24 protein-coding genes are annotated in these 25,078 nt (G+C 68.3%); 11 read left to right on the forward strand and 13 right to left on the reverse strand.

Annotated features, from left to right (window positions below; genetic code table 11):
* Positions 1-7 precede the first annotated feature (7 nt).
* Both ACFWIW_RS10235 and ACFWIW_RS10240 read right to left on the reverse strand, forming a co-directional pair.
* Positions 8-1,321 (reverse strand): GNAT family N-acetyltransferase, encoded by a 1,314-nt coding sequence (locus tag ACFWIW_RS10235; protein WP_378368336.1) that lies wholly within the window; start codon positions 1,319-1,321, stop codon positions 8-10.
* Positions 1,224-2,213 carry a VOC family protein gene (locus ACFWIW_RS10240; protein WP_378368126.1) on the reverse strand — a complete coding sequence of 330 codons (990 nt, stop codon included), beginning with the start codon at positions 2,211-2,213 and terminating at the stop codon, positions 1,224-1,226. The genes ACFWIW_RS10235 and ACFWIW_RS10240 overlap by 98 nt, the downstream gene beginning before the upstream one ends.
* A gap of 67 nt (positions 2,214-2,280) precedes the next feature.
* Here ACFWIW_RS10240 and ACFWIW_RS10245 point away from each other — a divergent pair, with 67 nt between their 5' ends.
* Entirely contained in the window at positions 2,281-2,886 is a 606-nt protein-coding gene (locus tag ACFWIW_RS10245) for a TetR/AcrR family transcriptional regulator (RefSeq protein ID WP_378368127.1), read from the forward strand.
* A gap of 66 nt (positions 2,887-2,952) precedes the next feature.
* Here ACFWIW_RS10245 and ACFWIW_RS10250 read toward each other — a convergent pair whose 3' ends face one another.
* Positions 2,953-3,372, reverse strand: a complete 420-nt coding sequence (locus ACFWIW_RS10250) for a barstar family protein (protein ID WP_378368128.1) — start codon at positions 3,370-3,372, stop codon at positions 2,953-2,955.
* Positions 3,356-3,511: a hypothetical protein gene (locus ACFWIW_RS10255; RefSeq protein WP_378368129.1), complete on the reverse strand. Its 156-nt coding sequence runs from the start codon at positions 3,509-3,511 to the stop codon at positions 3,356-3,358. The genes ACFWIW_RS10250 and ACFWIW_RS10255 overlap by 17 nt, the downstream gene beginning before the upstream one ends.
* 203 nt (positions 3,512-3,714) lie before the next feature.
* Here ACFWIW_RS10255 and ACFWIW_RS10260 point away from each other — a divergent pair, with 203 nt between their 5' ends.
* Positions 3,715-4,089, forward strand: a complete 375-nt coding sequence (locus tag ACFWIW_RS10260; protein WP_378368130.1) for a hypothetical protein — start codon at positions 3,715-3,717, stop codon at positions 4,087-4,089.
* 106 nt (positions 4,090-4,195) lie between these two features.
* Positions 4,196-5,296, forward strand: a complete 1,101-nt coding sequence (locus ACFWIW_RS10265; RefSeq protein WP_378368131.1) for a hypothetical protein — start codon at positions 4,196-4,198, stop codon at positions 5,294-5,296.
* 92 nt (positions 5,297-5,388) lie between these two features.
* Here the strand turns inward: ACFWIW_RS10265 and ACFWIW_RS10270 are convergent, their stop codons facing one another.
* Positions 5,389-6,150, reverse strand: coding sequence for a DUF5984 family protein (locus ACFWIW_RS10270; RefSeq protein ID WP_378368132.1), 762 nt, complete (start codon positions 6,148-6,150; stop codon positions 5,389-5,391).
* Positions 6,151-6,310: 160 nt separating this feature from the next.
* On the opposite strand from ACFWIW_RS10270, the gene ACFWIW_RS10275 reads away from it, so the two are divergent.
* The 3 genes from ACFWIW_RS10275 (at position 6,311) to ACFWIW_RS10285 (ending at position 8,178) form a co-directional block, all read left to right on the forward strand.
* A complete protein-coding gene (locus tag ACFWIW_RS10275) occupies positions 6,311-6,682 on the forward strand; it encodes a hypothetical protein (protein ID WP_378368133.1) in 372 nt (123 codons plus the stop codon).
* A gap of 138 nt (positions 6,683-6,820) precedes the next feature.
* Positions 6,821-7,168, forward strand: coding sequence for a PadR family transcriptional regulator (locus tag ACFWIW_RS10280; RefSeq protein ID WP_378368134.1), 348 nt, complete (start codon positions 6,821-6,823; stop codon positions 7,166-7,168).
* Positions 7,165-8,178, forward strand: a complete 1,014-nt coding sequence (locus ACFWIW_RS10285; RefSeq protein ID WP_378368135.1) for a hypothetical protein — start codon at positions 7,165-7,167, stop codon at positions 8,176-8,178. Before ACFWIW_RS10280 ends, ACFWIW_RS10285 begins: the two co-directional genes overlap by 4 nt.
* Positions 8,179-8,285: 107 nt before the next feature.
* Here the strand turns inward: ACFWIW_RS10285 and ACFWIW_RS10290 are convergent, their stop codons facing one another.
* Positions 8,286-9,050: an SDR family oxidoreductase gene (locus ACFWIW_RS10290; RefSeq protein WP_378368136.1), complete on the reverse strand. Its 765-nt coding sequence runs from the start codon at positions 9,048-9,050 to the stop codon at positions 8,286-8,288.
* Positions 9,047-9,946, reverse strand: coding sequence for an NAD(P)-dependent oxidoreductase (locus ACFWIW_RS10295; RefSeq protein ID WP_378368137.1), 900 nt, complete (start codon positions 9,944-9,946; stop codon positions 9,047-9,049). The genes ACFWIW_RS10290 and ACFWIW_RS10295 overlap by 4 nt, the downstream gene beginning before the upstream one ends.
* A gap of 121 nt (positions 9,947-10,067) precedes the next feature.
* On the opposite strand from ACFWIW_RS10295, the gene ACFWIW_RS10300 reads away from it, so the two are divergent.
* Entirely contained in the window at positions 10,068-13,478 is a 3,411-nt protein-coding gene (locus ACFWIW_RS10300) for a BTAD domain-containing putative transcriptional regulator (RefSeq protein ID WP_378368138.1), read from the forward strand.
* Here the strand turns inward: ACFWIW_RS10300 and ACFWIW_RS10305 are convergent.
* Complete coding sequence (locus tag ACFWIW_RS10305) at positions 13,457-14,176, reverse strand: S1 family peptidase (protein WP_378368139.1); 720 nt, start codon at positions 14,174-14,176, stop codon at positions 13,457-13,459. The genes ACFWIW_RS10300 and ACFWIW_RS10305 overlap by 22 nt on opposite strands.
* A 280-nt stretch (positions 14,177-14,456) precedes the next feature.
* Between ACFWIW_RS10305 and ACFWIW_RS10310 the strand changes: the two genes are divergently transcribed.
* The gene (locus ACFWIW_RS10310) at positions 14,457-15,152 is read left to right on the forward strand and encodes a nitroreductase family protein (RefSeq protein ID WP_378368140.1); all 696 of its coding nucleotides are present in this window, start codon (positions 14,457-14,459) and stop codon (positions 15,150-15,152) included.
* A gap of 172 nt (positions 15,153-15,324) precedes the next feature.
* Complete coding sequence (locus ACFWIW_RS10315) at positions 15,325-16,716, forward strand: Gfo/Idh/MocA family protein (protein WP_378368141.1); 1,392 nt, start codon at positions 15,325-15,327, stop codon at positions 16,714-16,716.
* A 48-nt stretch (positions 16,717-16,764) separates the two neighbouring features.
* Here ACFWIW_RS10315 and ACFWIW_RS10320 read toward each other — a convergent pair whose 3' ends face one another.
* On the reverse strand, positions 16,765-17,553 hold the full coding sequence (locus tag ACFWIW_RS10320) for an adenylate/guanylate cyclase domain-containing protein (protein ID WP_378368142.1): 789 nt from the start codon (positions 17,551-17,553) through the stop codon (positions 16,765-16,767).
* 227 nt (positions 17,554-17,780) lie between these two features.
* Here ACFWIW_RS10320 and ACFWIW_RS10325 point away from each other — a divergent pair, with 227 nt between their 5' ends.
* Complete coding sequence (locus tag ACFWIW_RS10325) at positions 17,781-18,377, forward strand: DUF6801 domain-containing protein (protein ID WP_240599127.1); 597 nt, start codon at positions 17,781-17,783, stop codon at positions 18,375-18,377.
* A 72-nt stretch (positions 18,378-18,449) separates the two neighbouring features.
* Positions 18,450-19,277 carry a hydrolase gene (locus ACFWIW_RS10330; RefSeq protein WP_378368143.1) on the forward strand — a complete coding sequence of 276 codons (828 nt, stop codon included), beginning with the start codon at positions 18,450-18,452 and terminating at the stop codon, positions 19,275-19,277.
* Here the strand turns inward: ACFWIW_RS10330 and ACFWIW_RS10335 are convergent.
* From ACFWIW_RS10335 to ACFWIW_RS10350, 4 genes are read right to left on the reverse strand one after another with little or no spacing between them, the layout of a single operon-like run.
* Positions 19,270-20,595, reverse strand: coding sequence for an MFS transporter (locus tag ACFWIW_RS10335; protein ID WP_378368144.1), 1,326 nt, complete (start codon positions 20,593-20,595; stop codon positions 19,270-19,272). The two genes, ACFWIW_RS10330 and ACFWIW_RS10335, sit on opposite strands and share 8 nt — an antisense overlap.
* A 21-nt stretch (positions 20,596-20,616) precedes the next feature.
* Entirely contained in the window at positions 20,617-21,459 is an 843-nt protein-coding gene (locus tag ACFWIW_RS10340; RefSeq protein WP_378368145.1) for a DUF3592 domain-containing protein, read from the reverse strand.
* A gap of 8 nt (positions 21,460-21,467) precedes the next feature.
* Positions 21,468-21,995, reverse strand: a complete 528-nt coding sequence (locus ACFWIW_RS10345; RefSeq protein ID WP_378368146.1) for a hypothetical protein — start codon at positions 21,993-21,995, stop codon at positions 21,468-21,470.
* A gap of 58 nt (positions 21,996-22,053) precedes the next feature.
* The gene (locus ACFWIW_RS10350) at positions 22,054-25,077 is read right to left on the reverse strand and encodes a hypothetical protein (protein ID WP_378368147.1); all 3,024 of its coding nucleotides are present in this window, start codon (positions 25,075-25,077) and stop codon (positions 22,054-22,056) included.
* Position 25,078: the final 1 nt, after the last annotated feature.

The following is a 25,078-nucleotide window of genomic DNA, read 5'->3' on the forward strand; positions in this document are numbered from 1 at the left end:
TGCGGTACTAGCGCCAGCGCATCATGTAGGTGGGTCCGCTGTCGTCGTGGCGCGCATCGCGTTCGTCGAAACGCCATTGCGCGAACATCTTTCGTGAAGTGGCGGGCGGCGTGGCACGGCGAGCGTCCAGCAACGCTTCGAGCTCGATGAGGCGCGCGGGCCTATGGTCCCCCGCGTCCCACGCTTTCACGTAGAGACGCCAGGCTTCCTGTTCGAGGGCGAGACTCTCGTCGCCGATCGGCCAGACGGAGAACTCATCACCGTCCTCGAACAAGGTATTCAGCCTGACGAAGTAGTGGGGAACGCCGGAGATGTCGGCGACACCGGTTTGCGGGCCGTCGTAGCGCTCGTTTTCCACGTGGACGTGTTCGAAGCCGATGGAGATCAGCTGCTCCCGCGTGGTGTAGCCGCGGTCCTCCAACGGAACGATCGGAACGGGGTACTCGGTGTACCAGCCACCGACACGGAAACCGAGCTTGCGGCACACCGGCTCGCCCTCGGCGGATGCTCGGATCGCCACGGTGTCGTATCCGGCGGCGCGAGCACCGTCCACGGCGGCCAAGGTCATGGCGCCGCCGAATCCCCGGCGCCGGAAGGCGGGCGGAGTGGAGATGTTGTAGATGCCGGCGACCTCGGCGTGCGGGAAAATCTCGCCCGCGCTCACCGGCTCGCCATGGTGGTAACCGATCAGATAGTGCGCCGGGCAGTCCTCGGCGAGGGCGTACGAAGCCACACGATCGTAGAACTCCACAACGGCGACGGCTGGTGAATTCCAGTCGGCGGCCAGGATTCGGGCGTAATCCGCGAGTTCCTCCGGGGTGCGGACGCGGCGGATTTCCAGCTCCGGGTGCGGGCCCGCGCCCGAGATGTCCGCGGTGCGGGCACACATCGCGGCTTCCCTCTTCCCTGCCGTCAGTTTGACGGAGCCGAACGGCATGTCCACGGAATTCGGACCGGCCCACCACGAGAAGACGCGGCCGGTCAAACGCAGCTTGAACGCCGTGAGGGAAAGGCGGTTCTTCATCTCGTCCGGCGCGAAACGAGCGTTCGCGACGATGTTGAAGATGCCGGCACCGGTACCGACATCGCCTTCGATACCGCTGTCGGCGATCACCAGATCGTCGGTTTCCGTAACGGACATCCCGTCGGTACGGCGATGCAGATGACAGGCATGTTCGGCGAAGTTCGCCTCAATGCGCTCCGTAAGCCCGGCATACATGGGCTCACCGTACGGTCGTGGCCGCCCCCTGACCAGCGGATTCTTCCGCTTGCCGGAAGGCGATCGCGGTGCCGAGCGCGGCCGCGGCCGGCACGAAGACATCTCCGGACGACGCCCGCACCAGTGGAACCTTGTTGTTCCGCACCAGCTTCTCCACCGCGGCCAGATCGCGGACGGCAACGGTGCACGAGACCAGGGCGGGAAGCGCCGGAGCCTGCTCGCCGGGAAACAGCATGGCGAGAGCGGAGGCGGGCACCAGGGTCAGTGTCGCCCCATCGAGGTCGAAGATTCGGGCGGCCCCTTGTGCTCGGGGTGCCCGCCCGAGGTAACGCTCGTATCGTGCCTGGACGGCATCCAGTTCGGCGTCGGCGGCGCAGAGAACGGCGTCGACGAGGCCGATCGCGCCGTTGGGGTGGTCGACCAGCCGGGTGGCCTGGATCCGCGGGTCCAGGTCCGCGACGACGCCGATCCTGCCTTCCGCCGCCGAACCCGGCCGCGCACCGTCGATCTCCAGATAGCGGACGGTCTCGACCTCGCCACCCGCCGGACGCCGCACCGTGTTCACTCCCCCATGCCCGGCACCCGCGGCGGTCAACCGGGTGGCGGTGGCGTCGATGTCGGACGAGGAGAACATCAGGATGTGCAGGCCCTCGAACCGTTCCAGGCATTCCGCCAGGTTGGCGCGGGTGGCGTTGATCCGCTCCACCAGCGCCGGCAGCACGTCGGGCGGGGCTTGCAGCGGGACGAGCTGGGCATCGGCCGGGACGCGGCCGTCCGCGGTGACGACGGTGGCCAGTTCGAGGAAGTCGCCCGGGAAGTCGGCGTGGGTGTTGGCGGCACCGAACGGCTCGGGCGCGCCCCCTTCCCGCGGCGGCATCGCGGGATAGCCGGGCGCGGGCGTGACGAAACCCAGACACCGATAGAGGTCGAGCGCCGCGGGCATGTCGCGGACGACGTGGCCGACGTGGTGCAGGCGGGTGATCTCGGTGGCCATGGCGGCCACTGTAGAAGTAGCTCGACCAAGTGGTCAATCTATCTTGCTCGGGCGTACTGTCCCGTCAATGAGCGCGGATCACATCGACGGCCGACGCGCCCGCTATCAGCACCGACGCCCCGAACTGCTGGAGGCCGTGACCGACCACGTCCTGTCGCACGGGCTGGCAGGCCTGGCGATGCGGCCGCTGGCCGTGGCCGTCGGGGTCAGCCACGGGACGCTGCTGCACCACTTCGGCTCGAAGGAGAACCTGGTCACCGAGGTCGTCGACCTCTTGCGTCAACGGCTGAAGGACGCGGCGAGCCTGGCCGGCTCGCCTGCCGGCCTGGCGAGCCTCGTCTCCTGGTGGCGGGACTCGACGAAAGCGGACCGCCTGCCCGTCTACCGGCTGCTGTTCGAGGTCTTCGCTCAGGCCGCGCGGGACCCCGGCCGCTACGAGCGCTTCCTGCAGGAGGTCGTGCGGGACTCGTTGACGCTAATGGAAGGCCTGGTCGTCGCGGACGGGTGTGCACGTGAGCAAGCGCCTCTGCTGGCGACGATGATCGTGGCCCAGGCACGCGGCCTGCAGCTCGACCTGCTCGCCACCGGCGACCGGGAACGCGTCGACCGCACCTTCGCGTTGTTCGTCGACCTGATCGACCACCTCATGCGAAGCCTGCCCAACGAACGCTGACGGGAACCGCATCCGAGCTCGCTCGTCGGGCGCGAGTCATCGACGTTGTCGTCAAGGCATGGTCATCTACGACAACGTCAGGAGGATGCCGTCTTCCGATTCGTCACCACCTGGGCCGTGGTCGCGGATGATGCGGACGATGTCGTCGAAGAGTGTCGGCCCTTCCCGCCGTCGTGCGTCATCGATCCTTGCCTCGATGTCCGGTCGGTTCGACGGGTGGCAGGTGAGAACAAGGTCTTCGAGGTGCCGGATCGTCTCGGCGTAGCCAAGTGCGGAACGGGACGTCGCGGAGTTGAGCCACTGTAGAACCCATCCGCCTTCTGGTGTGCCGAAGCCACCTCGGAGCACGTCGTTGAAGGCGTCCAGATTCCCTCGCCAGGCGTGGTTGGTCAGCAGTCGTGAAAACTCCTGGGTGAAGCCGTCGAAGTCCGAGAAGCGGGCTCCGTCGATCGTGAGCACAGGAAGTTCGTCACCGCGGCCGGTCATGAGCCGAGCATCGCATGACGATGTCGTCTCCGACGAGCACGCGCCGCCAGTCCAGCGGCTCGGGGACGGCGGCGACGAACCGCACTGCTCCCGAGGCGAGTACCACCACAGCAGTCGCCGAACATCCGCTCATCGGCATGAGCACGCACCTGTCGGGGCGCGCTCATGCCGATGAGCGGGCGTGACCTTCGTGCTCGAATCTGCGTGCCGCGTTCACTCTGAGTCAGTCAGGAAGCCGCATCTGGGACAAGTTCGGCGGCGCAGGTTGAGTCGCCCCTTTCTTGCCAGCTCAACCCACGACGTGCGTACGATCGATGTGCGTCTGGCGGTTGGGAGGTGTGCATGAGTCCGTGGCTGCAGGTGTGTGCGACATTTCTGGTGGGGGTGTTAACAGCGACTGGCGCACTTCTGGGTGTGCGAATGAACGGAAGGGTGGGAGATCGAGCCACCGAGCAGCGCGAGGAACAGGGTCGCCGTGAGGAGTGGTCTAAGCGATTCTACGAAATCTTGGCGTATGCGGTTGACGAGTCGCCGCGGAAGCGCGTTGCGGGTCTCCATCTCATGTCGGCGCTGGCGGAATCGGACCTTGCTGGTCCGGACGAGTTGAAGCTAATGGATGTGTTCGCAGACCGGGTGTTGAAGCCATTGCTCAGGGAGATTGAGCTTGAAGGGCACACCGAGGTGCACGTGGACGACGGGGGTGCCCAGCGTGAGTGAGTCGCTACGTCCCACGGCGGAACAGATCGCCGCGGCCCGCCTTCGAGTTGTTCTGGATCGAAGGATCGGACGGCCAACGTTGCCCATAGTCGCGGAGTTGGCCCGGATGTCTGCCGATGACGAGGAGGAAGGAGCAGGTGCAGCTCCCGCTTCGTCCGCAGGATTTGACGTGGAGTCCATCAGGGCGCTGGCCACCGAGGAAAATACGGAACCACAGACATCGGATGGTCGACCGCGTGGTCACGCGACGCGACGTACGCAGAGCGTCACCGACACCCGTGTTCCCGCGGACCGTCAACCAGAACAGGCGTCGCTATTGACTTCGTCGGCCGCAAAACTGACCGTGCGAGAACGTAAGGTTGTCGAGGTGATCCGAAGCTCGGTGGAACGTCTCGGGTATCCACCGAGTATACGTGAGATTGGGGAGGCAGTCGGGCTCACGTCGACGTCCTCGGTGGCATATGTGTTGCGCTCACTGGAGCAGAAGGGTCTCCTTCGCCGTGATCCGAACTTGACCCGCGCGATAGGCACACTTCGTTCAAGGTTTGATCTTGAGATGCCGACCGCGGCCAGCACCGAGCCTGGCTCCACATCTTCGTCTGAGAGGCACACCGACGCGGTGGGTCCGGTCAAACCAGCTCCGGTTAGTGGCAATAAGCCGAGGCTGGGGTTTGTGGTGGACGTCGCCGGTTTCGGGCGACGCGGCGTCGAAGAGCAGAAGAACCTGTACCACCGGATTGACACCCTGGCAGACCAGGTGATCGCCGACCTGGGCTTTTCCGACGCGGACGTGAATAGCGTCGACGCTGGCGATTCGAAAGTGGTGTTCCTGCCGGAAGGAGTGACGTCGTCACGCGTGGTGCCAAGACTGATTTCGGCACTGACCGAACGCCTTGCCCAGGACAACCGCCGATACCACGACCGCATGCGGCTGCGGATTGCCATCGGCAGCGGCGCCATCGGCACCGACCCACCCGGCTACACGGGTGAACTGGTCACAGATCTCCACCGCATGGTGGATAGCACTGTCCTTCGCGCCGCGATCATGGACAACGAGGATGTGGTCCTTGCACTCATACTCGCCGATACCATTCGCGACGAGGTCATCCGCCCCGGTTACCTCGATCTGACAGATTTCACTCACGTCGAGGTAACGACGAAGGAGTTCACAGCGTCCGGGTGGCTTCGACTCTTCTACGGAAATTAGAGCCTACTACGTGAGTCTTGTCGCCAATGTCTTTCATGACGCGAGGAGCTCGGAAGGTCCGCTCATGCCACTGAGCGGCTACGAAAGTGCAGTCAGTGACCAGGGTCCGTGGCCACGGACGGTGGCGTCGGAGTTCGTGTTGGGAAGATGCGCGCGACACCTTCGCGAACAGCTGTCCAGTCCGTCGCGGGTACGTGCCGCAGCGTGGCGGCCAGGGATCGTGAACGCTGCTGGTGTTCGTGGCGGAACTGTTCGAGGTCGAGTTGGGTGCCTGTATCCAGCCCGTGGGCCTCGATCTCGGTGATGCGCTGGTTCATCGCGTCGATCAGTTCTCGGTCGAAGTCCTCCACGGCGCGCAGGAACTGCTCGGTGGGGACGCTTGCCTGTCCTTGCCTTGGCACAGTGCAGTCAAGTCCGTGTTCGGTGGTGTGCCGCCAGTCGACGGTGATCGTGTCCTGGCCGACGATCGACCGCCACCACATGATGAGTGGTGAGGCGGCGAGGTAGCTGGTGTGCATGACGTGGCTGCTGTACCAGTCGAGAGCTGTCTCCGAGTCCTCGACACCTGCCCCGCACCAGGCATCCTGATCGCGGGTCATTCGGTCGACGAGGTCGGCGGGCACCGGTTCCAGCAAGGACGGCAGCACTTCCTGAATGTCTTCCCACAGCCGGGCGACGTAGTAGTCGACTGAAGCCGACTGTCCCACAACGGTATTCGATGGGTGGTGGAACAGCTTGTGTCCGGCCACTTCGATCCAGTACCAGCCGTCGGTCAAAGCGAACCAGTGCAGACGGCGATCACCCCATGGCTCGACCTCGGCCAGCGGCCTCAGCCGGAAGTGGAAACTGATCACCGGGACAGTGTGCTCACCGCCTTGAACTGCTGTCGAGCCATTTGCCGCGCGGCTGGACGTGGCAGACTCGACGCCCATGGATCACGCACGTCCGCGCCATCCTGACTGGTGCCTGATGCGGCCCTACCGAGGAGCGTGACCACGACTGCGAAAGAGGCTCATGGCTGACCACATAAGCGGACAACTGGAGTTCCTGGTGCTCGGCCACTCACCCGAAGGCGCCACTGGCTGGCCGCACCCGGTGACGATCAGCGTCTACCCGCGTGGCAAGACGACACTGCTCAACTTCTCGATGGGGCCGCACATCGTCAACGTCGGCGGGCAGCGCGCCGTCACGCAGGTGATCCTCGACGGCAAGTTGGACGAGACGTACGCCGAGGAGTTCGACGCCTGCAAGGCCCGGTGGCTGGTGCCACACCTGGCACGGCTCGCGGCGGGCGAGAAGGTCACCGACCGTGCCCTCATCAAGGCGTATGAGTCGAAGTTCGGTCACAGGCCGAGGACTGAAAGGTCCGCCGACTACACCATCTGAGCAGTGGCTGCTCTGGGGCGCCGTCATCGGCTCTGTTGCATGAACCGTCGGCGCCGGGTTTCGATCCGGCGGCCGGCGACGACCGGTGACACCGGTTTGCGCATGGCACAATATATCGATTCACGATATATTGGGTCCATGGCAGGTCGAACGATGACGGAGCAGGCGTTCTTCGTCCTCACCGCGCTGGTGGACACGACGCGTCACGGGTACGGGATCGTGGGCGAGGTGAGCGATCTTTCGGACGGCCGTGTGCGGCTGAAGGTCGGAACGCTGTACGGCGTGCTGGACCGGCTGGTCGCGGACGGCCTGGTCGAGCCGGACCGGGAAGAGGTCGCCAACGGGCGGCTCCGCCGGTACTACCGGCTGACTGAGGACGGGCGCACAGCCCTCGCGGCCGAGGTCCAGCGGCAGGCTGCCAACGCCCGTGCCGCCTCGGAACGGCTGCGCGCGTGGCGGCCCGCGGACACCGGGGGCCTGGCATGAACCGCCTGGAGGACCGGTACCGGCGGGTTCTGCGACTGCTTCCCGCCTCCTACCGGCAGGCGTGGGAAGAGGACATGGTCGCCACATTCCTGCAGAGCGAGCAACCTGAGGACACCGAAGACGCGGAGTTCGCCGCCGACTACGGTCGGCCGAGCCTGCCGGAAGTCGCCAGTGTCGTGGCGCTGGCGGTGCGACTGCGGCTCGGGGGTGACGGTTCGCCGCCCCGTTACCTCGCCTGGGGCGAGACGGTGCGGCGGCTCGCGCTGGTGGGGCTGCTCGTGCAAGCGGTGGCGGCTCTCGCCGGTCTGGGGGCGTGGCTGTGGTCTCCCTGGGTGACGAACGTGGTGGCCGTCGATCGGGCCGCCGACGTGCAGGCCCTGTTCGGGTTGGTGTGGGTGGCGGCCTATCTGTCCCTGGTGACCGGGCGATGGCGCTCGGCGCGCTCGCTCGCGGCACTGGCCCTGGCCCAATCCGTGGTCTTCTTCACCGTGGATTTCGCGACCGTCGAGGGGGTGTACGGCCTCTCTCGGGTCACCGGGCTCCTCGTGGACGCGGTGCCGGTGCTGGCGCTGGCCGCGTTCCACCGGCTGGCTTCACCGGTGAAAGCACGGCCGTGGCTCATCGCGCTGCCGGTCGGTGTCTCCCTCCTGACGGTCCCGCTCTTGCTTACCTATTTCAGTGCTCCGGGCTTGGTGGACTGGCCAGGCGTGGTCTGCACCGCTGTCTTCGTCGCCGCCGTCATGTACTTGAGCGTGCCCGGGATGAGCTGGCGAAGCGCGACGGTGTCCTGGTCGACGACACTGGCACTGTTCGCGCTCACCGCACTGGGACAGCGTGTCGTGACGCTGCTGGACTACCTCCAGTTCGCCGCGCGCACCGCGGACCTGGACGTCATGATCGCGATCGCCGCCGTGCAGGCCGCGGCGGTACTGGTGATAGCGACGCCGCTCACGATGCTTGCTGTCAAAGCGATGCGCACTCTGCCGGCGGTCGGCGCCCCGGGCCGGTGAGAGCACCGGCCCCCATCAGCCACCCGTCCGCGGTCAGGCTCAAAGCGAAATGTTGCTCGCCGGCAATCGCGTCGGAACCCGCCGCTCTCGTCCGCGCGATGCCGTCCTTACTGGGGTGCGGGGATTCCTTGGCCGATCCCGCCGTCGACGGTCAGTCTGGCTCCGGTGGTGAAGGTCGCGTCGAAGGCGAGGAACAGCACGGCCGCGGCGACTTCCTCGACGCTGCCGTGCCGCTGCATCGGGGTTGCCATGTCTCCCATTTTCATGAAGGCGTCCCGGCTCTCGTCGGTCAGCCCGGTGATACCCATTGTCGGGGTGTCGATGAAGCCGGGGCTGACCACGTTCACCCGGATGTTCCTGGGCAGCAGCGCGTGGGCGATTCCTTTGGCGAACGCCCGGACCGCGGCTTTCGCTCCGGAGTAGACGGTCAGGGCGTCTGTTCCGCCTTCGTCGGCGATGGAGGCGGTGAAGACGATCGAGCCGCCATCGCGGATGAGAGGAGCCAGCCGCTGGGTGGTGAAGAACGCGCCCTTGGTGTTGGTGTCGAAGCTTTGGTCGTAGGACGTTTCGGTTACCTGGTCGAAGGGTTCGAGCCTGGCGAGTCCGATGTTGACGAATACGAAGTCGATCCGGCCGAGCTTTTCTTCGACGAGGTCGCCGAGCGCGTGGATGTCGGCCATGCTGGTGGCGTCGGATCGGACCACGTGTGCGGCGGGGGGCGCGAGTCGGGTCCGCGCCGTTTCGATGTTCTTCTCGTTGCGGCCCGTCAGCACGACTTCCGCGCCACCGTCGAGTAGCGCCTTCACGACGGCGAGTCCCATGCCGTGCGTTCCGCCCGCGACGACGGCCTTCTTGCCCGAATACTCGTTCATCGTTTACTCCGTGGGTTTCTGATCAGGTCGACCATTCCGGCGAGGTCCCGGTCGTGTGCGGGCTGGCCGATGAGGTCCCGCAGAGGGATGAGCAGGTGGGAGAGCAGGGCTTTGTCGACGTTCTGGGCGTTGCTGGTCGTGACGATGTTGGCGATGGCCACCGCCTGCATGTCCGGCGGGGAAGCGGATTCCTCGCCCGCCTGTGTGCTGGTGTCGTTTTGTTCGGCGAGCAGGGGGAACGCGACGGTCGTCGCGGTCAGCCAGGGGGCCAGCAGGGACGAGGCGAATTCCGTGAGATCGGCCTTCTCCGTGCGGACGAGGGCGAGTGCGTGGCTCGCTCCGGCGAACTGGCCGTACATCGCGCTGAGCAGGGCCAGGTCGTAGAGCGACGCCAACCCCGCGGCGGCGCCGACATACTTGGCGATGCCCAGCCGGTTCAACGCCTGCTCGTACTGGTCGAAGACGCGCCGTGAGCCGCTGTAAAGGACGAAGGCTTCCGGTCGGCCGATCATCGGAGGCACGGCCATGATGCCGCCGTCGAGGTAGTCGGCGCCGCGCTGGGCCGCCCAGGTAGCGGTCTCGCGGGCCTGGTCCGGAGTGCCGTTGGTGAGGTTCACCAGTGCTCGACCGGTCAAGGCGTCGCCGACCGGATCGAGGATCTCGTGCAGAACCGGGTAGTCCAGCAGACAGACGACCACCAGAGGACTGGCCGTGACCGCCTCGGTGATCGTGGCCGCCCGCGTCGCGCCGTCCGCGACGAGGCTGTCGGCTTTGCCCGCCGAGCGGTTCCAGACGGTGGTGGGGTGGCCGGCGGCCAGGAACGCGGCGGCCAGCGCCTTGCCCATCGCGCCGAGGCCGATGACCGTCACCGGGACGGGTGGTTCGTGCTCGATCATTTACAACTCCATTCGGTCTGTGACCACCACTCTGGGAGGGGGCACCCCAGGCCGGGTCTAGGTCCGGTCTAGGTCGGGTGCGCCTCGCCCCGGCCGCCGGCCCGCCGGTTACCGTGGTGGCGTGCGTTTCGGAGTGCTCGGTCCGCTGGCCGTGTGGGCGGCGGACGGGACCCGGGTCGACGTCCGGGAGTCGAAGGTCCGTGCCCTGCTGGCGGCCCTGCTGGTCTACGAGGGACGGCCGGTGTCGGCTGATCGGCTCATCGAGGACCTGTGGGGCGATCGGCTTCCGCTGAACCCCCGAAAGACCTTGCAGACGAGGGTCTGGCAGCTTCGGCGGGCGTTGGAAGACGCCGAGCCGGGAGGGCGGGACCTGGTGGTGTCCCAGCCGCCTGGATACCTGCTGCGGGTCGATCCGGCCAGGGTCGACATGGGCCGGTTCCGGGACCTGACCGCGCAGGCGCGAATCAGCGGCGACGCCCGCACACGGGCGGAGCTGTTGTCGGATGCCCTGCGGCAATGGCGGGGGCCGGCGTTCGCGGACTTCCAGGACGCGGAGTTCGCCGGGCATCTCGCCCGGCGTCTTGAGGAGGAGCGGCTGGTCGTCCTGGAGGAGCAGGCCGAGGCGAGGCTGGAGTCGGATGGCCGGCTCGCCGCCGCACTCGCCGGCGAGCTCGGCGAACTGATGGCTCGATACCCTCTGAGAGAACGTCTGTGCGCGGTCCACATGCGTGCGCTCTACCTCGCCGGGCGCCAAGCCGAGGCACTGGCCGCCTACAGCGGGCTCCGCCGTCGGTTGGCCGAGGACCTGGGCCTGGACCCCGGGCCCGAGCTGACCGCCCTTCACCAGTCGATCCTGGAGCAGGCCACCCACCTCAGCCTCACTTCCCGTGCCGCGCCGCGCACCACCCTGCCCATCCCGCTGAGTGCTCTGATCGGCAGAGCGGACGTCGTCGGCGCGGTGCGCTCGGCGCTGGACACGGCCCGGTTGGTGACGCTGACCGGCCCCGGCGGTGTCGGCAAGACGCGGCTGGCCGTGGAGACGGCGGGCGGTCTGGTCGATGCCTTCCCCGACGGCGTCTGGCTGGTCGAACTGACCATGCTGGACCGCCAAGATGATCCGCGGACGTCAGCGGAACTGACCGACCTGGTCGCCGCGGTCCTCGGCCTCCGCGACGACGCCACAACCGCCTCGTTCCCCTCCTCTGGTCCCGTTTCCTCGCTCGAGCGGCTCACCGGTGCCTTGCGGACGAAGCAACTCCTGCTGGTCCTGGACAACTGCGAGCATGTGACCGAGCCGGCCGCCGAACTCGCCGAACAGCTGCTGTCGACAGCGCCGGGGCTGCGAATCCTGGCGACCAGCCGTCAGCCGCTCGCGGTCGACGGGGAACAGGTGTGGCCCGTGTCGCCGCTGGAGCCACCGGCGCCCGGGGCCTCGATCGAAGCCGTGCGCAAGTCCAGCGCGGTCAGGCTGTTCCTGGCACGAGCGAGCGCCGCCGTACCCGGGTTCGAGCTGACCGCGGACAACGCGGACGCCGTCGCCACGATCTGCCGGCGGCTCGACGGGATTCCTCTCGCCTTGGAACTGGCCGCCACCCGGCTCCGGGCCTTGGGCGCGCGGGAGCTGGCCGCACGAGTGGACGACCGGTTCCGGTTGCTGGCAGGCGAGAAACGAGGAGCTCCTGCTCGTCAGCGGACATTGCGGGCGATGATCGACTGGAGCTGGGAACTGCTCACCGAGGCCGAACGTCTGGTGCTGCGCCGGCTTTCCGTCCATGCCGGAGGCTGCACCATCGAGGCGGCCGAAACGACCTGTGCCGGCGAGGGAGTGCGGGCGAGGGAGGTCCTCGATCTGCTTGCCCGGCTGGTGGACCGTTCGCTGGTCGTCATGACCGAGACCGCGGACGGGCCTCGGTACCGGCTACTCGAATCCGTCGCGGCCTACAGCCACGAACGGCTCGACGAGGCGGACGAGTCCGAACGGATCCGGCAGTTGCACCGCCGGTACTACACCGAACTCGCCGAACGCGCCGAGCCACACCTGCGAAGCAGACAGCAACAATACTGGTTGCGGCGCCTCGACATCGAGACCGCCAATCTCCACCGGGCGCTGGACGACGCGATCCAGCACGACGAAGCGGAAGTGGCTCTCCGGCTGGTCAACGCGCTGGGCTGGTACTGGTTCCTGCGCGGCAGGCTCGGCGAAGCACGCCGATTGCTGAACCTCGTCTTGCCCCTCCACGGGCAAGCACCTGCCGCGACGCGGGCCGTGGCTGCCGTATGGCAAGCAGGCATCACACTGCTGATCCGCGATGCCACCGATCCGGACGCGGTCGTGCCGAGCGGCGTACTGGACACGGTGAACGACACCGTCGCCGACCCTGCCGTGCGAGCGTGGGCCGAGTGGTTCCTCAGCTTCGCGCAGAGCGGTTTCGACACCCCGGCAACGACCGGTGACCGGATCGATCGGCTTCTGTCGGCCTACCGCGCCGCCGACGACGACTGGGGCGTCGCGGCCGTCCTGAGCACGCACACGTTCGCTCTCGCCAAGGGCGACATTGCCGAAGCCGGGCGGCTCGGCCGTCAAAGCCTGACCCTCTTCGAGGAACTCGGCGACGGCTGGGGGCAGATGAAAGCCAGGCAGCGCCTCGCCACACTGTCCGAAATCAATGGCGACTACGAAGACGCCGCACGTCTTCGCCGTGAGGGCCTGCGCAACGCCGAAGAACTCGGGTTATGGACCGAAGCGGCGTACGAACTGTCCGGACTCGGACGCAGCGCCCTGCTGGCAGGCGACTACGGCACAGCCGAGGAGTTCCACACCCGAGCGATGCGACTGGCCGCAGAACAGTCCCACCAGTGGGGCGTCCAACACGCCGAAGTCGGCCTCGGGCTCGGCGCGCGCAGGCAGGGCAAACTCGATACCGCCGAAACACATCTGCGAAACTGGCTCGACTGGTGCCGACGCTGGAACGGAACCCCCGGCCTCGCCTTGATCCTGGCCGAACTCGGCTTCATCGCGGAACAACGAGGCGACGCCCCGGCGGCGCTCGACCTCCATCTCGACGGCTACGCCGCGGCACAGGCCACCGGCGACCAACGGGCGATCGCGCTCGCGCTGGAAGGATTGGCCGGGGCACACTCGCTCACCGGCCATCACCACCACCACGCCGCCCGCCTGCTCGGCGCGGCCGCCGCACTCAGAAAAGCAGCGGGAGCGCCACTACCGGCCGCCGAACACGGCGACATCGACCGGATCACCGCCAGGATCCGGCACAACCTGCCCGAAAATGTCTTCGTCACCGAATTCGCACACGGTCGGAGAAACGACCTCGACGTGATCGCCGGAAGTGCCTTGCCCGGTGACTCCCCTCGACGAGCGGGTACCGGCCAGGGGGATTCCGGAGCGGCAGGCTTGCGGTGTCCAGGCTCCAGCGGTGCCGGCGAAACAGAGCTTGTCCCGACGGGGCCCTCCCCGGCAACCGCCGAGGAGGGCCCCGCCACAACCGGACGTCAGACGCCGGCGATCTGCTGAATCCAGGGCCGGTACCGCGTGATGTTCGTGTACGCGGTCGTCGTCTGCCGGTCGCTCGTCGACGCGACGCCGACCTGGCGGCCGGAGGCGAACATCGGGCCGCCCGAGTCCCCGCCGGCGGTGATGCCGTCGCCGCGGCGCGCGCACACCGCGATGCCGCCGTTGTAGTCACGGCAGGAGACCGACGTGACCGAGACGTTGGCGACCTTCAGGTAGCGCGACTGGCAGTTGATCTCCGAGCCGCACTGGCTCGTCGCGCCCCAGCCGTAGACCTGGACGGTCTGGCCGACGGAGACGTTGGCGGTGGTGCCCAGCGGCGAGTAGGTGGCGTTGACCGAAGTCGTCAGCTTCACGATCGCGAGGTCCGCGCTCGGGTGGCGGGTGACGGTGGAGCCGGTGGCCATGGTGCCGCCGCTCTGCTGGTCGAGGCTGCCGATCCGGAAGGTCAACGTGCCACCGCTGGCCACGCAGTGCTTCGCGGTCAGGATGTACTGCGGCGCGATGATCGTCGAGGTACAGGTCTGCCTGCCGTTGGCGAAAAGCCTGGCCGCCCACGGGCCGCTCGACGCGTACTGGCCACCGATGATCATCGGCTGGACGTCGGAGGACGGTTCCGCGGCGGACGCCACGGGGGCGGTGACGCCGAGCAGCGCCGCGAAGGCGGTGCCGGCGATCAGTGCGAAGGAGCGCAGTCGCATGGTTCCGACTCATTTCTGCGGCCCGGATTCGGCCGCGCGATGGGGACGGGTGTGCTGATTCTGGGGCGCGGCAAGAGAAACCGGACACCGCCGAAAGTCGTGCGGTAGGTACTTATCTCTTCGCGACGACCACCGCTAAGTGCCCCTCTAGGTACCGGAACCACCCGCCGGTTACGACACCCGGCGTCCGTCCACTTGAGACAGATGGCGGCATAACTCCAGGGACATAACCCGGCGCCGGGTCTTCCCGAAAGCCCTTTCCGCCGACAGAATCGCCACCATGACCGCAGCACAGTGGACCCCGACCTACGGCGACCCCTTCGAGCCGGTGCCCTATCGTCCGGCGCGGATGCCCGCGAAGGAATCGCTGGCCACCGCCGCCGATCTGCGCCGTCGCATGGACGGCCGCCGCACCGTGCGGATGTTCTCGACCGACCCGGTGCCCGAGCAGGTGATCGTCGACGCCATCGCGGTGGCCTCGACCGCGCCCAGCGGCGCGCATCAGCAGCCGTGGACGTTCGTGCTCATCGAGGACGCCGCGACCAAAAAACGGATCCGTGAAGCAGCCGAAGAGGAGGAACGCGTTTCGTACGAGGGCAGGCTCGGCGAGGAATGGCTGTCCGCCTTGCGCCCGTTGGGCACCGACGCCGTGAAGACCCACCTCACCGACGCCCCGTACCTCATCGTGGTCTTCCAGCAGCGCTACTTCCTCGACGAGGACGGCACCAAGCACAAGCATTACTACGTCGACGAGTCGGTGGGCATCGCGGTGGGCATGCTGCTCACGGCGCTGCACCTCTCCGGGCTGGCCGCGTTGACGCATACGCCGTCACCCATGCGGTTCCTCGGCGAACTGCTCGAGCGCCCACAGAACGAGAAGGCGTTCGCCGTCATCCCGGTCGGCTATCCGGCGGACGACTGCGTGGTGCCGAACCTGGTGCGCAAGTCCATCGACCAGGTGATGATCCGCCGGTGACGCCGAGCGCGACCCGGGTGTGTGCGCACCCGGGTTGCGCGAATCGACCGCGAACACACAGTCAAACTGCGCATTAGTGCAGTTTACTGCTTACTTTGACGCATCTCTTGACATATCCGGCGGCGATTGGACAAGGTCTGGGCACCGAAGGCGACACGAAGGAGTGTTCTTCATGGCCGACGACCTGCCCTCCGTTTCCCGGCGGACACTGTTCGGTGGCGCGCTCGCCGCCGGGGCGCTCGCCGCGATCCCGGCGACCGCCACCGCCGCGGAAGAAGCCGCGAGCTCGCCCCGCCGTCCTGGTCAGCGCAGCATGATCGGCGTCCCGTTCGAGCGGCACCAGACCGTCCGGATCGGGATGATCGGACTCGGCAACCGCGGGATGTCCATGATCGGCGGCTGGAGCGCCGTGCCGGGTGCCGCGGTCACGGCCGTCTGCGACATCCGCGCCGAACGCGCGAAGGCCGCGGCGGACAAGCTCGCCGCCGCCGGGCGTCCGCGTCCGGCCGAGTACGGCGGATCCGCCGACGCGTACAAGAAGATGCTCGCGCGTGACGACATCGACCTCGTCTACATCGCCACGCCGTGGGAGTTCCACTACCCGCAGGGCAAGGCCGCGCTGCTGTCCGGCAAACACGTCGGCGTCGAACTGCCCATCGCCACCGAGCTCGACCAGCTGTGGGATCTCGTCGACACCAGCGAGCAGACCCGCAAGCACCTGTTCCTCGCGGAGAACTGCAGTTACGGCCGCAACGAGCTGGCCATCCTCAAGATGGCGCACCAGGGCGTTTTCGGCGAGGTCACCAACGGGCACGGCGGCTACCTGCACGACCTGCGCGAGCTGCTGTTCTCCGACACGTACTACACCGACGCGTGGCGCCGGAAGTGGCACACCCGCAGTACGGCGAGTTTCTACCCGATGCACGGCCTCGCGCCGATCGCCGCCTGCATGGACGTCAACCGCGGCGACCGGTTCGCCACGTTGCGCGCCACGGCGACCGAGCCGAAGGGGCTCGCCGACTACCGGGAACGCCACATGCCGCCGGGCCACCCGTCGTGGAAAGAGACTTACATCAACGGCGACCTGGTGACCTGCCTGATCGAAACCGAGCAGGGCAGGATCATCCGCGCCGAGCACGACGTCAGCTCGCCGCGTCCGTACAGCCGCATCAACAGCCTCGCCGGCAGCCGCGGCATCGTGGAGGACTACCCGGCCCGGATCTACGTCGAACCCGACCACAGCGGGCACGCGTGGAAGGACTTCGGGCCGTACCGCGACCGCCACGACCACTGGCTGTGGAAGAAACTCAAGGACGACCCGAATCTCGGCGGGCACGGCGGCATGGACTACGTGCTGCAGTGGCGGATCGTGCAGCAGATGCGCGCCGGGCTGGTGCCGGACATCGACGTCTACGACTCGGCGGCCTGGTGCTCCCCCGTGCCGTTGAGCGTGGTCTCCCTCGCGCGCGGCGGGAAACCGGTGGCGGTGCCGGACTTCACGCGCGGTGGCTGGACGAAGGCCCGACCTGGCCTGGACTCTCAGCCTTCGGAGATGCCCGGCTAGCCGTACTGCCTCGTGAGTGGCAAGGACGGTTCTAACCGTCCTTGCCACTCACGAGGAGTATCGGGGAACGACCCGGAAGACCCGCAGGTCCTTCGGGGTCCCCTTGGCCCGGAAGTTCCGGCGCGGACGCACGGTGAAGGTGTCCTGGTCGAGTTCTTCGACGACGCTGGCGCTGGCCAGGACCTCGTCGCCGTCGGCGGCGGCCATGATCCGGGCGGCGATGTTCACGTCGACGCCGAGGTAGTCGTCGCCGACGCGCTGCGGGTTCCCGCGGTGCAGCCCCGCGCGCAGGTGGGGCAGATAGCCATCGGCCTTGATCACGCTCACGGCGGAACACGTCTCGTAGGCGGCGTTCACCGCCTCGCCCGGGTCGGCGAACACGGCCATCACCCCGTCGCCGAGCCCCTTGACGACACTGCCGCGATGCCCGGCGACGATCGAATCCGTCACCTTGGAGACCTCCCGCAGCAGCTCCAGCACGCGATCGTCACCGGCCTCCAGCGCCCAGGTCGAGAAGCCGACCAGGTCGGTGAACAGCACGGTGATCCCGTCCGCGGACAGCGGCGGCGAGCCGGAACGGCGGACGGCCTGCCACGCCTGGACCGCGGCCAGCCCCAGCTCGCGGGTGGCGCTGGGCCGGTCGGCGCCCGCCTCGGCGAGCAGCCGGGCGATCCGGTCGGACGAGCGGCCCGTCGACAGCACCGGCGGGTCGGCGTCCCCGGGAACGAGGCCGCGGAGGAACCGCGCGCCGCGCACCAGTTCCCGGCGCTGGTCCGTCGCGCGCAGGAACCTGCGTGTCCGGAGGTGCCACGGCTCAGGTCGTTCGGTCACGATCAAGACGATAGTCGTTCGCCGCGCGGACGGCGCACCTGTCACCACGGTGACAACAATGCGGACGGCATTTCCCCTTTCCGCCTTCGAATGACAAAGGGCCTCCGGTGAATTCCACATACACGTGACAAGATCGAAGCGTAAAGAAAACGCGAGAGATCTTTTCCTTTCCTCGTTGGTGACTTTCCACCTACATTCGGTTTCGAGCCCATTCAACGACGAAAGGACCTGACATGACGGAAACCCTCGTACGGAAGGGTGTCCGGCGATTCTGCGCGGCCGGGATCGCGGCCGTGGTCGCCGGAACCGTAATGCTCACCGCGGCCGGGACCGCGGCCGCCGTCGAAAAGAATCTCACCTACAAGGGCGGTTTCCCCATCATCGGCGACCAGCAGGTCGCGGTGGTGGTGAAGGCGGAAATCCCGGCGACGGCGAAGGCGGGTGAGCCGATTTCGGTGCCGTTCACCCTCGACGTCGATTCCGGCCAGGCCGCCGGTGACGGGCTCCGGCTGGTCGGCGCCAAGAAGCTCTCCGGCACCATCGCTTCGAAGGTGAACATCGCGCTCGGCGAGCAGAAGGTGTCGATCCCGATCGATCTGCCCATCCCGGACACCGAGGTGCCCGCCGAGGGTTCGCTGAAGTTCACCGCGACGGGCAAGGTCGACTTCACCATCCCGGCGGGGACCCCCGCCGGTGAGGCGACCAGCAGCGTGGACGCCGCGGCGACCTCGCATATCGTCACCGACAGCTCGCTCGGCGAGTTCGACGTCAACCTCACCCTCGACCCGCCCGACCAGGACGCCGTCCTCGGCAAGACGACCGTCAGCTGATCACCCGTCTTTCCCCCGGCTCGGCGAGCCGGGGGAAAGACGCGTCTTGACCTCCAGCGCACTGGAGGTCGCATGCTCTCGATCATGTGGATTTGCGACAGGTGCGGTATCGAACACCCAGCCACCCCGGAGCCGCCCCGATGCGTGCTCGACCGCGGCGAGGTCGGCATGGAGGAAGCCGGTGACCTCGGCGCGCACACCGGCCGCTGGTGGACGCACGAAGAACTGATCTCCTTGCCGCACAAGACCTTGCACCGGGATCACGGCCGCGGCCTGCACAGCATCAAACGAGACCCGCAATTCGCGATCGGGCACTGGTCGTTCATCGCGACGACCCCGGCGGGCACCCTGCTCTGGGATCCGCCGTCCTGGTTGGACACCGAGGTGCTCGACGTCGTACGCGGCCTCGGCGACGTCGCCGTGATCGCCACGAGCCATCCCCACATGTTCGGCGCCCAGCTCGGCTGGAGCCGCGCGCTGGGCGGGGTCCCGGTGCTGGTCAACGAACGCAACCGCGAATGGCTGCCCGCACCCGATCCCGCGTTCGAGTTCTGGGACGAGCACGTGGAACCCCTGCCCGGCCTCGAACTGATCCGGCTCGGCGGGCATATGCGCGGCAGCGCCGTGGCCAGGACACCGGACGGCAGCATCCTGGCGGGCGACACGATCTCGGGTGGGCTCGCGCCGGGTTGGGTGTCGTTCCAGCGCAACTTCCCCAAGCACATCCCGCTGTCGGCGGCCGTGGTCCGCCGCGTCGTCGACCGGCTCGACGACTTCACCTACGACCGGCTCTACACCCTGGGCGGCGACACGATCGATCGGGACGCCCGCGCCGTCGTGCGCCGAAGCGCCGAGACCCATATCCGGTGGGTGAACGGCGACTTCGACCACCTCACTTGACCGCGACCTTCTCCTTCGCCTTCTCCTTGCGGCGGAAGAACAACGCGATGAAGCCCGCCATCCCCATGAAGAACGCGACGGCCCACATACCCGGCCGGAAGCTGCCGGTCAGCCCCTGCAGCCAGCCGACGAGGTACGGGCCCACGAAACCGGAAAGGTTGCCGAAGGAGTTGATCAGGCCGATCCCGGCGGCCGCGCCGACTCCGGTGAGGAAGGCGTTCGGCAGCTGCCAGAACACCGGGACCGCGGTGAACACACCGACCGCGCAGAGCGTCACCGCGGCCATCACCAGCAACGGTGAGCCCAGGTAGAGCGCGGCGGCGATCGAGACCGCGCCGACGAACGCGGCGATGGCGACATGCCCGGCCCGTTCGCCGGTGCGGTCGGAATGGCGTGCCCACAGCACCATGGCGACGGCGGCGATGGCGTACGGGATCGCCGTGATGAGCCCGATCTCGACGATGCCGTACTTGGTCTGGAACTGCTGCTCGAAGCCCTTGATCACCTGCGGGAGGAAGAACGCGAGCACGTAGAGGCCGAAGATGATGCCGAAGTAGACGGCGCTCAGCGCGAGCACACGCGGATCGGTCAGCGCCGACCGGGTGCTCACCTCGTGGCCGACCTCGCGGGTGTCCTCCGAGTCGAGGGTCGTCTGCAGCGCGGTGCGCTGGTCCGGGGTCAGCCATTTCGCGTTCTTCGGCCGGTTCGGCAGCAGGAACAGCACCGCGATACCGAGCAGGATCGAAGGAACGCCCTCGGCGAAGAACATGAAGCGCCAGCCCGCGTCGAAGCCGAGCGCCCCGTCGCCGTGCTTGATGAGCAAGGCGGAGATCGGGCTGCCGATGACCGACGAGAGCGGGACCGCCAGGAAGAACAGCGCGACGATCTTGGCCCGCACCTTCCGCGGGAACCAGTAGGTCAGGTACAGGATGATGCCGGGGAAGAACCCGGCCTCGGCGATACCGAGCAGCACCCGCACGATGTAGAAGCTGACCTCGCCCTGGATGAACGCGGTGGCCGAGGCGACGATGCCCCAGGTGACCATGATCCGCGCGATCCAGACCCTCGCCCCGACCTTGTGCAGGATCACGTTGCTGGGCACCTCGAAGAAGAAGTACCCGACGAAGAAGAGGCCGGCGCCGAGCCCGTAGGCCGCCGAGCTGATGCCGAGGTCGACGTTCATGGTGAGCGCCGCGAACCCGACGTTGACCCGGTCGAGATAGTTGAGCAGATAGAGCAGCCCGAGGAACGGGACCAGCCGGATCATCGCCTTGCGGACCGCCTGCGCGGTGGACACCTCTGCCGTCTGTTCGTCCATCCGCGGGAGTGTAGAGGGCGATCAGAACATCGGGGGCAGGAAGGCACCGAGGTTTCCGCCGGCCGCCCGATCCGCCGGATCCGGATCGATCCGGACCGAGTCCGGATCACGCGGGTCGTAGGTGACCTTGACCGTCGAGCCGCGGGCCGGTGCCTGCAGCGGCGGCGTGATCATCGTGGCGACGACGGTCCGCTCCCCCGCGTCGGTGGGGAACCGGACCCGTACGGTGAACCGGGGATTCCCCATCACCCAGACGTTGGTGAACTCGACGCCGAGCACGTGACCCAGTACCTGACGGCCGGTCTGGGCCAGCGCCTGCGCGCGGTCGTCCGCTTCGGCCTTCGTGACGAACGCCCGTCCCAGCACCATGATCATGACCAGCGCGGTCACGCCCGCCACCGCCGGGACGAGATACGGCTCGTAGTAGACGATCCAGTCCACCTCGGTCCAGGGTTCGGACGGCAGCCGCTTCCCGACCGACTCCGGCGGCGTCCAGGACGGGATCGCGGCGCCGGTGCCCAGCGCGATACCGAGGGACGCGGCCAGGCTGCTCGCCCGGAAGCCGACGCCCATCCCGCGCAGTGACATCCCGGACATCCCGCCCCACAGCATCGCGAAGCCGAGCGACGAAGCCACCGTGATCGAGATGCTGAAGAGCAGGACGAGGGAGACCGCCGGGCCCGCGTCGGCCCCCCAAGTATCGACGCGGTTCAGCGACATCGACCGGAAGCCGTCCAGCAGGCCGAGGGCGCCCGACCAGCCCGCGACCGCCCAGGCGAGCGTCGTGGGCACGCCGAGCAGCCAAAGCCGCAGGCCGGGACGGCGGGGTTCGTCCGGCAGGCCGAACTCGAAGGTCCCGAACATCGCCCCGCCTAACCGATCGGCCCGAACACGGCGACCTTCGCCGGGTCGGCGGGGTCGACGCGGGCTTCGTGACGGGTGCCGGGCGCGTACTGCTGGATCGTCGCCAGCGGCGTGATCAGCCGCGTCACCGTCCGGTAAGTGGTGCCGTCGGCGCGGGTGACCTCGAGCGTCGCGGTGTACTGCGCCTGCCCGGCGATCTTCCGGCCGGTCGGCTCAAGCTCGCGGACGATCAGGGTGGCGGGCTCGCAGGTGTCGTAGAGCCGCCGCAGCTCGGTGCCGTAGGCCTGCAGTTCCTGCTGCTGACGCAACTGCTCGTCCATCGGCAGCGCCAGGAACGCCGCCATGTCCGGATCGGCGTCGAGGTTCCGGAACGCCTGCGCGGCCAGCTGAGGAGTGGGCAGCTGCGGGGTGATGTCGTGGCCCTGCGCGGCGGCGGCCTGCCGGAACTGCTCCGCGTGGCGCCGGAAGTCCTGTTCGCCCCGCGCCATGCCCTGCTGCGTCGCGTCGTTGATCTTGTCGCGGATCTTCTTGAACATCGGGTGCCGCCTTTCGCCGTGTCGTTCTTGCTGGACACAGCTTCGGCCGGGCGTTCCGCTACCGAACCCAGGTTTTCCCGTCGTCGGTCGCGTCGAGGCAGGTCAGCGGCGCCCAGAAGACCGGAGAGGCCGCCGGTTCAGGATTCTCGCGCCAGCGGGCGAGCTTCGACCGCTGCCAGGCGCACAGCTCGGTGACCGGATCCGCACCGGCGAGCGCGGTGTCGACAGCGATGACCAGTTCGGACATCGGGTCCGCACCGGGCACGGCGGCCGACGTCGGCAGCGCCCAGACCGTGGCGGCGACCAGGCCCGCTCCGGCCGCGACGGCGGCGAGCAGCACGCCGAACGGTTCGGCGAGACCGAAATCGCTCGCGCTGGCACAACCGATGAGCGCCACCCGCGCGGGCATGTCCAGTTCGGACAGTGCGAGGTCGGCGGCGGTGAACGGCCGGTGCGTCCCGATCGGGGCGGCCGTGCCCGGCAGATCGGCCGGACAGGACAGATGCAGCGCGGTCTGCGCGCCGTGCTCGTCGCGGACGCGGCTGACGTGCCCGGCGAACACCAGCCGCGAACAGGGCTCCGCCAGCAGTTCGGCGAGCAGGCGGCGGTCGGTGTCGGTGCGGCGCACCAGATCGAGCGCGCGTTCGGCGGCGGGAAGGACCGGGCCGTCGGCGAGCCGCTCGTCGAGATGGCGGATCAGCGGCGAGGTCGCGTCCTGTTTGCCGAGCACGGAACCCAGTTCGCCGAACGCGCTCTGGCCGGGGATTCGCGGGTCGAGCAGGTAGACGGGCGGGCCGCCGGCCGAGGTCGGGCGGCGCGGGATCGCGGCCGGGGCGAGCAGCGAGACGTCGGCGACGTCGAGGACGCGCTCGTCACCGTCGAAGCAGAAGCCGATCTCGTCGATCTCCAGCACACGATCGGCCCGCCGGTCGGGCAGCGCCAGCAGCCCCCACGGGACACCGGCGAGGCTCGGCGACGGCTGGATCCGCAGGAGCGGGCGGTTTCCGCCGGCGGCGGCACGCCGGAGCCGATCGACCAGATCCGCGGGCAGGAGGTTGAGCGCGAGGGCGCGCGCCAGGCGTTGTTCCCCGGCGAAGCTCCCGAACGCGTCTTCGCCCAGTGAGCGCCGGACCGCGTCGGCCACGCTTTCGCCTTCGTGCGGTGTCGGGGACGCGGCGTCCAGGACTTGACGAGCGGTCCCGACCAGGGCGAAGTCGATCGGGTGCGCGTGGACGGTGTCGAGGTCCTCGGTGGTCCGCCAGGTGAGGAAGGTGTGCCCGGCGTCGGCGAAGCGCAGGAGGAACGTCTCACGCCCGGGCTTCGCGGCAGGCCAGGTCTCGACGGTTTCGGCGACCGTGCCGGGCAGCCGATACCGCTCGGCGGCGATGGCGAGCCATCGGTCCAGCTCCATGGGCGACGAGGGCGACCAGCGCAGCGCGGGCGGCGGGGCGAGCCGCAGCGGAAGCGACGCGGTCACGGAACCCAGTGCCGCCAACGGAAGTCCCTCGGCGACCGGCCCCACTTCGAACGCGGGAAGCGCGCCGCTGAGGTCAAGCGACCGTTCCTCCGTGCCCGTGTACGCGCCGACGGCGCAGGCGCGCTCGACGAGTTCCGCCGCCAGCCTCGGCTCCTGAAGCCGAGCCAGCAACGCCAGCGCCATCCCCATCGTCGGGGCCGCGATGTCGCGTGCCCACGCCGTGCGCGCCTCCGGCGAGACGAACTCGAACCGGTACTCCGCCGCCGCGAGCGCCAGCGGGAGCAGCAGATCCAGCACCGCGGGGAGGTCTTCTCCGCGAGCGAACCCGATCGAAGCCGCGACGAAATCCGTGTGCAGGCGATCCGACCAGTCCCCCGACGACCGCGCCGATTCCCTCGCGCGGTTCGCGTGGTCCTCCGCCGTCGCCCAGTCGCGTTCCGCCGCCGCGCAACGGGCCAATGCCGTGTCCACGAGACGCAGGCCTGGGCCGTCGCCGTTGGCCGCCCGGATCGTCCCCGCGTGTTCGAACTGCGCTCTCGCCTGCGCGACGTCGCCCACGTGCAGCAGCAACATGCCCAGCGCGTGGCTCGCCTCCGCGACATCGCCGGTCAGGCCCGCCGCCGCGAGTTCGTCGCGGGCGGCGACGATCGCGGCGACCGCGCCGGGGAAATCACCTGCGAGGGCACGAGCCTCCGCCAGCCCGATGCCCATCTTCGCGGCCAGCGGACCATCCCCGTGTTGAGCGGTCAGCCTCAGCAGGTCCGCCCGCGCCTCGGCGTCTTCACCACCCGCCTGGCGGATCCGGGCCCGTTCGGCCCTGACCATGGCCTGCTGGTGCACGACCCGCTCGCGGATTTCGTCGTTGTCCGCGAGCGCGTCCAACTCCGCCAGGATCTCCTCGACCGCCGTCCGCGCGCCCGCGAAATCCCCGGCGGCGATCTGCACGCGCACGTCGAGGATCCGCAGTTCCAGCTCGTCGGCTCCGTGGACGTCGAGCAACTCCGGCGGATACTGGTCCGGCCCCGCCTCCTTGCGGAACGCCGCCCGGCGCCGCTGCCCGGCGATCAGCTCGCGCGCCTTGGCGACGTCGCCTTCCTCGGTGGCCAGGGAGATGAGCACGCGCTCGGCGACCTCCCGGGAGCCTTCGATCATCCGCGCCTCGGCGTACTGTCCGAAGTGGACGATGGCGGCCGCGCTCACCTTGAAGACGTGGAGCACGGCTTCGGCGCATTGCCGCGCGCCGCGCAGATCGCCCGCCGAATAGCAGAGCGTGGCCAGATCGCTGACGGCGGCGACTTCGAGATCCGTCCGGTCGAGCCGCTGCGCGATCTCCCGCATCCGGGCGTACTTCCGCTGCGCGTCCGCGACATTCCGCGTGACGGCCAGTCGTTTGGCCTCGTCCTGGACCTTGCCCGCCTCCACCAGCAGCTTCCGGTACTGGCGTTCGGACAGCGAGCATGCGGGAAGCTCGCCGTACGGTGCCGGGTCGAGACCGAAATACCGTGCGACGCAACGACAGTTGTATCCGTGCGAGCTCGCGGGGCCCAGTTCGGGCGGCGGCGGGCGATCCGGCGGATTGCGGGGCGGGGGCATGCCGACGAGCACG

The sequence above is a fragment of the Amycolatopsis sp. NPDC058340 genome, from assembly GCF_042723975.1.
Lineage (GTDB): Bacteria > Actinomycetota > Actinomycetes > Mycobacteriales > Pseudonocardiaceae > Amycolatopsis.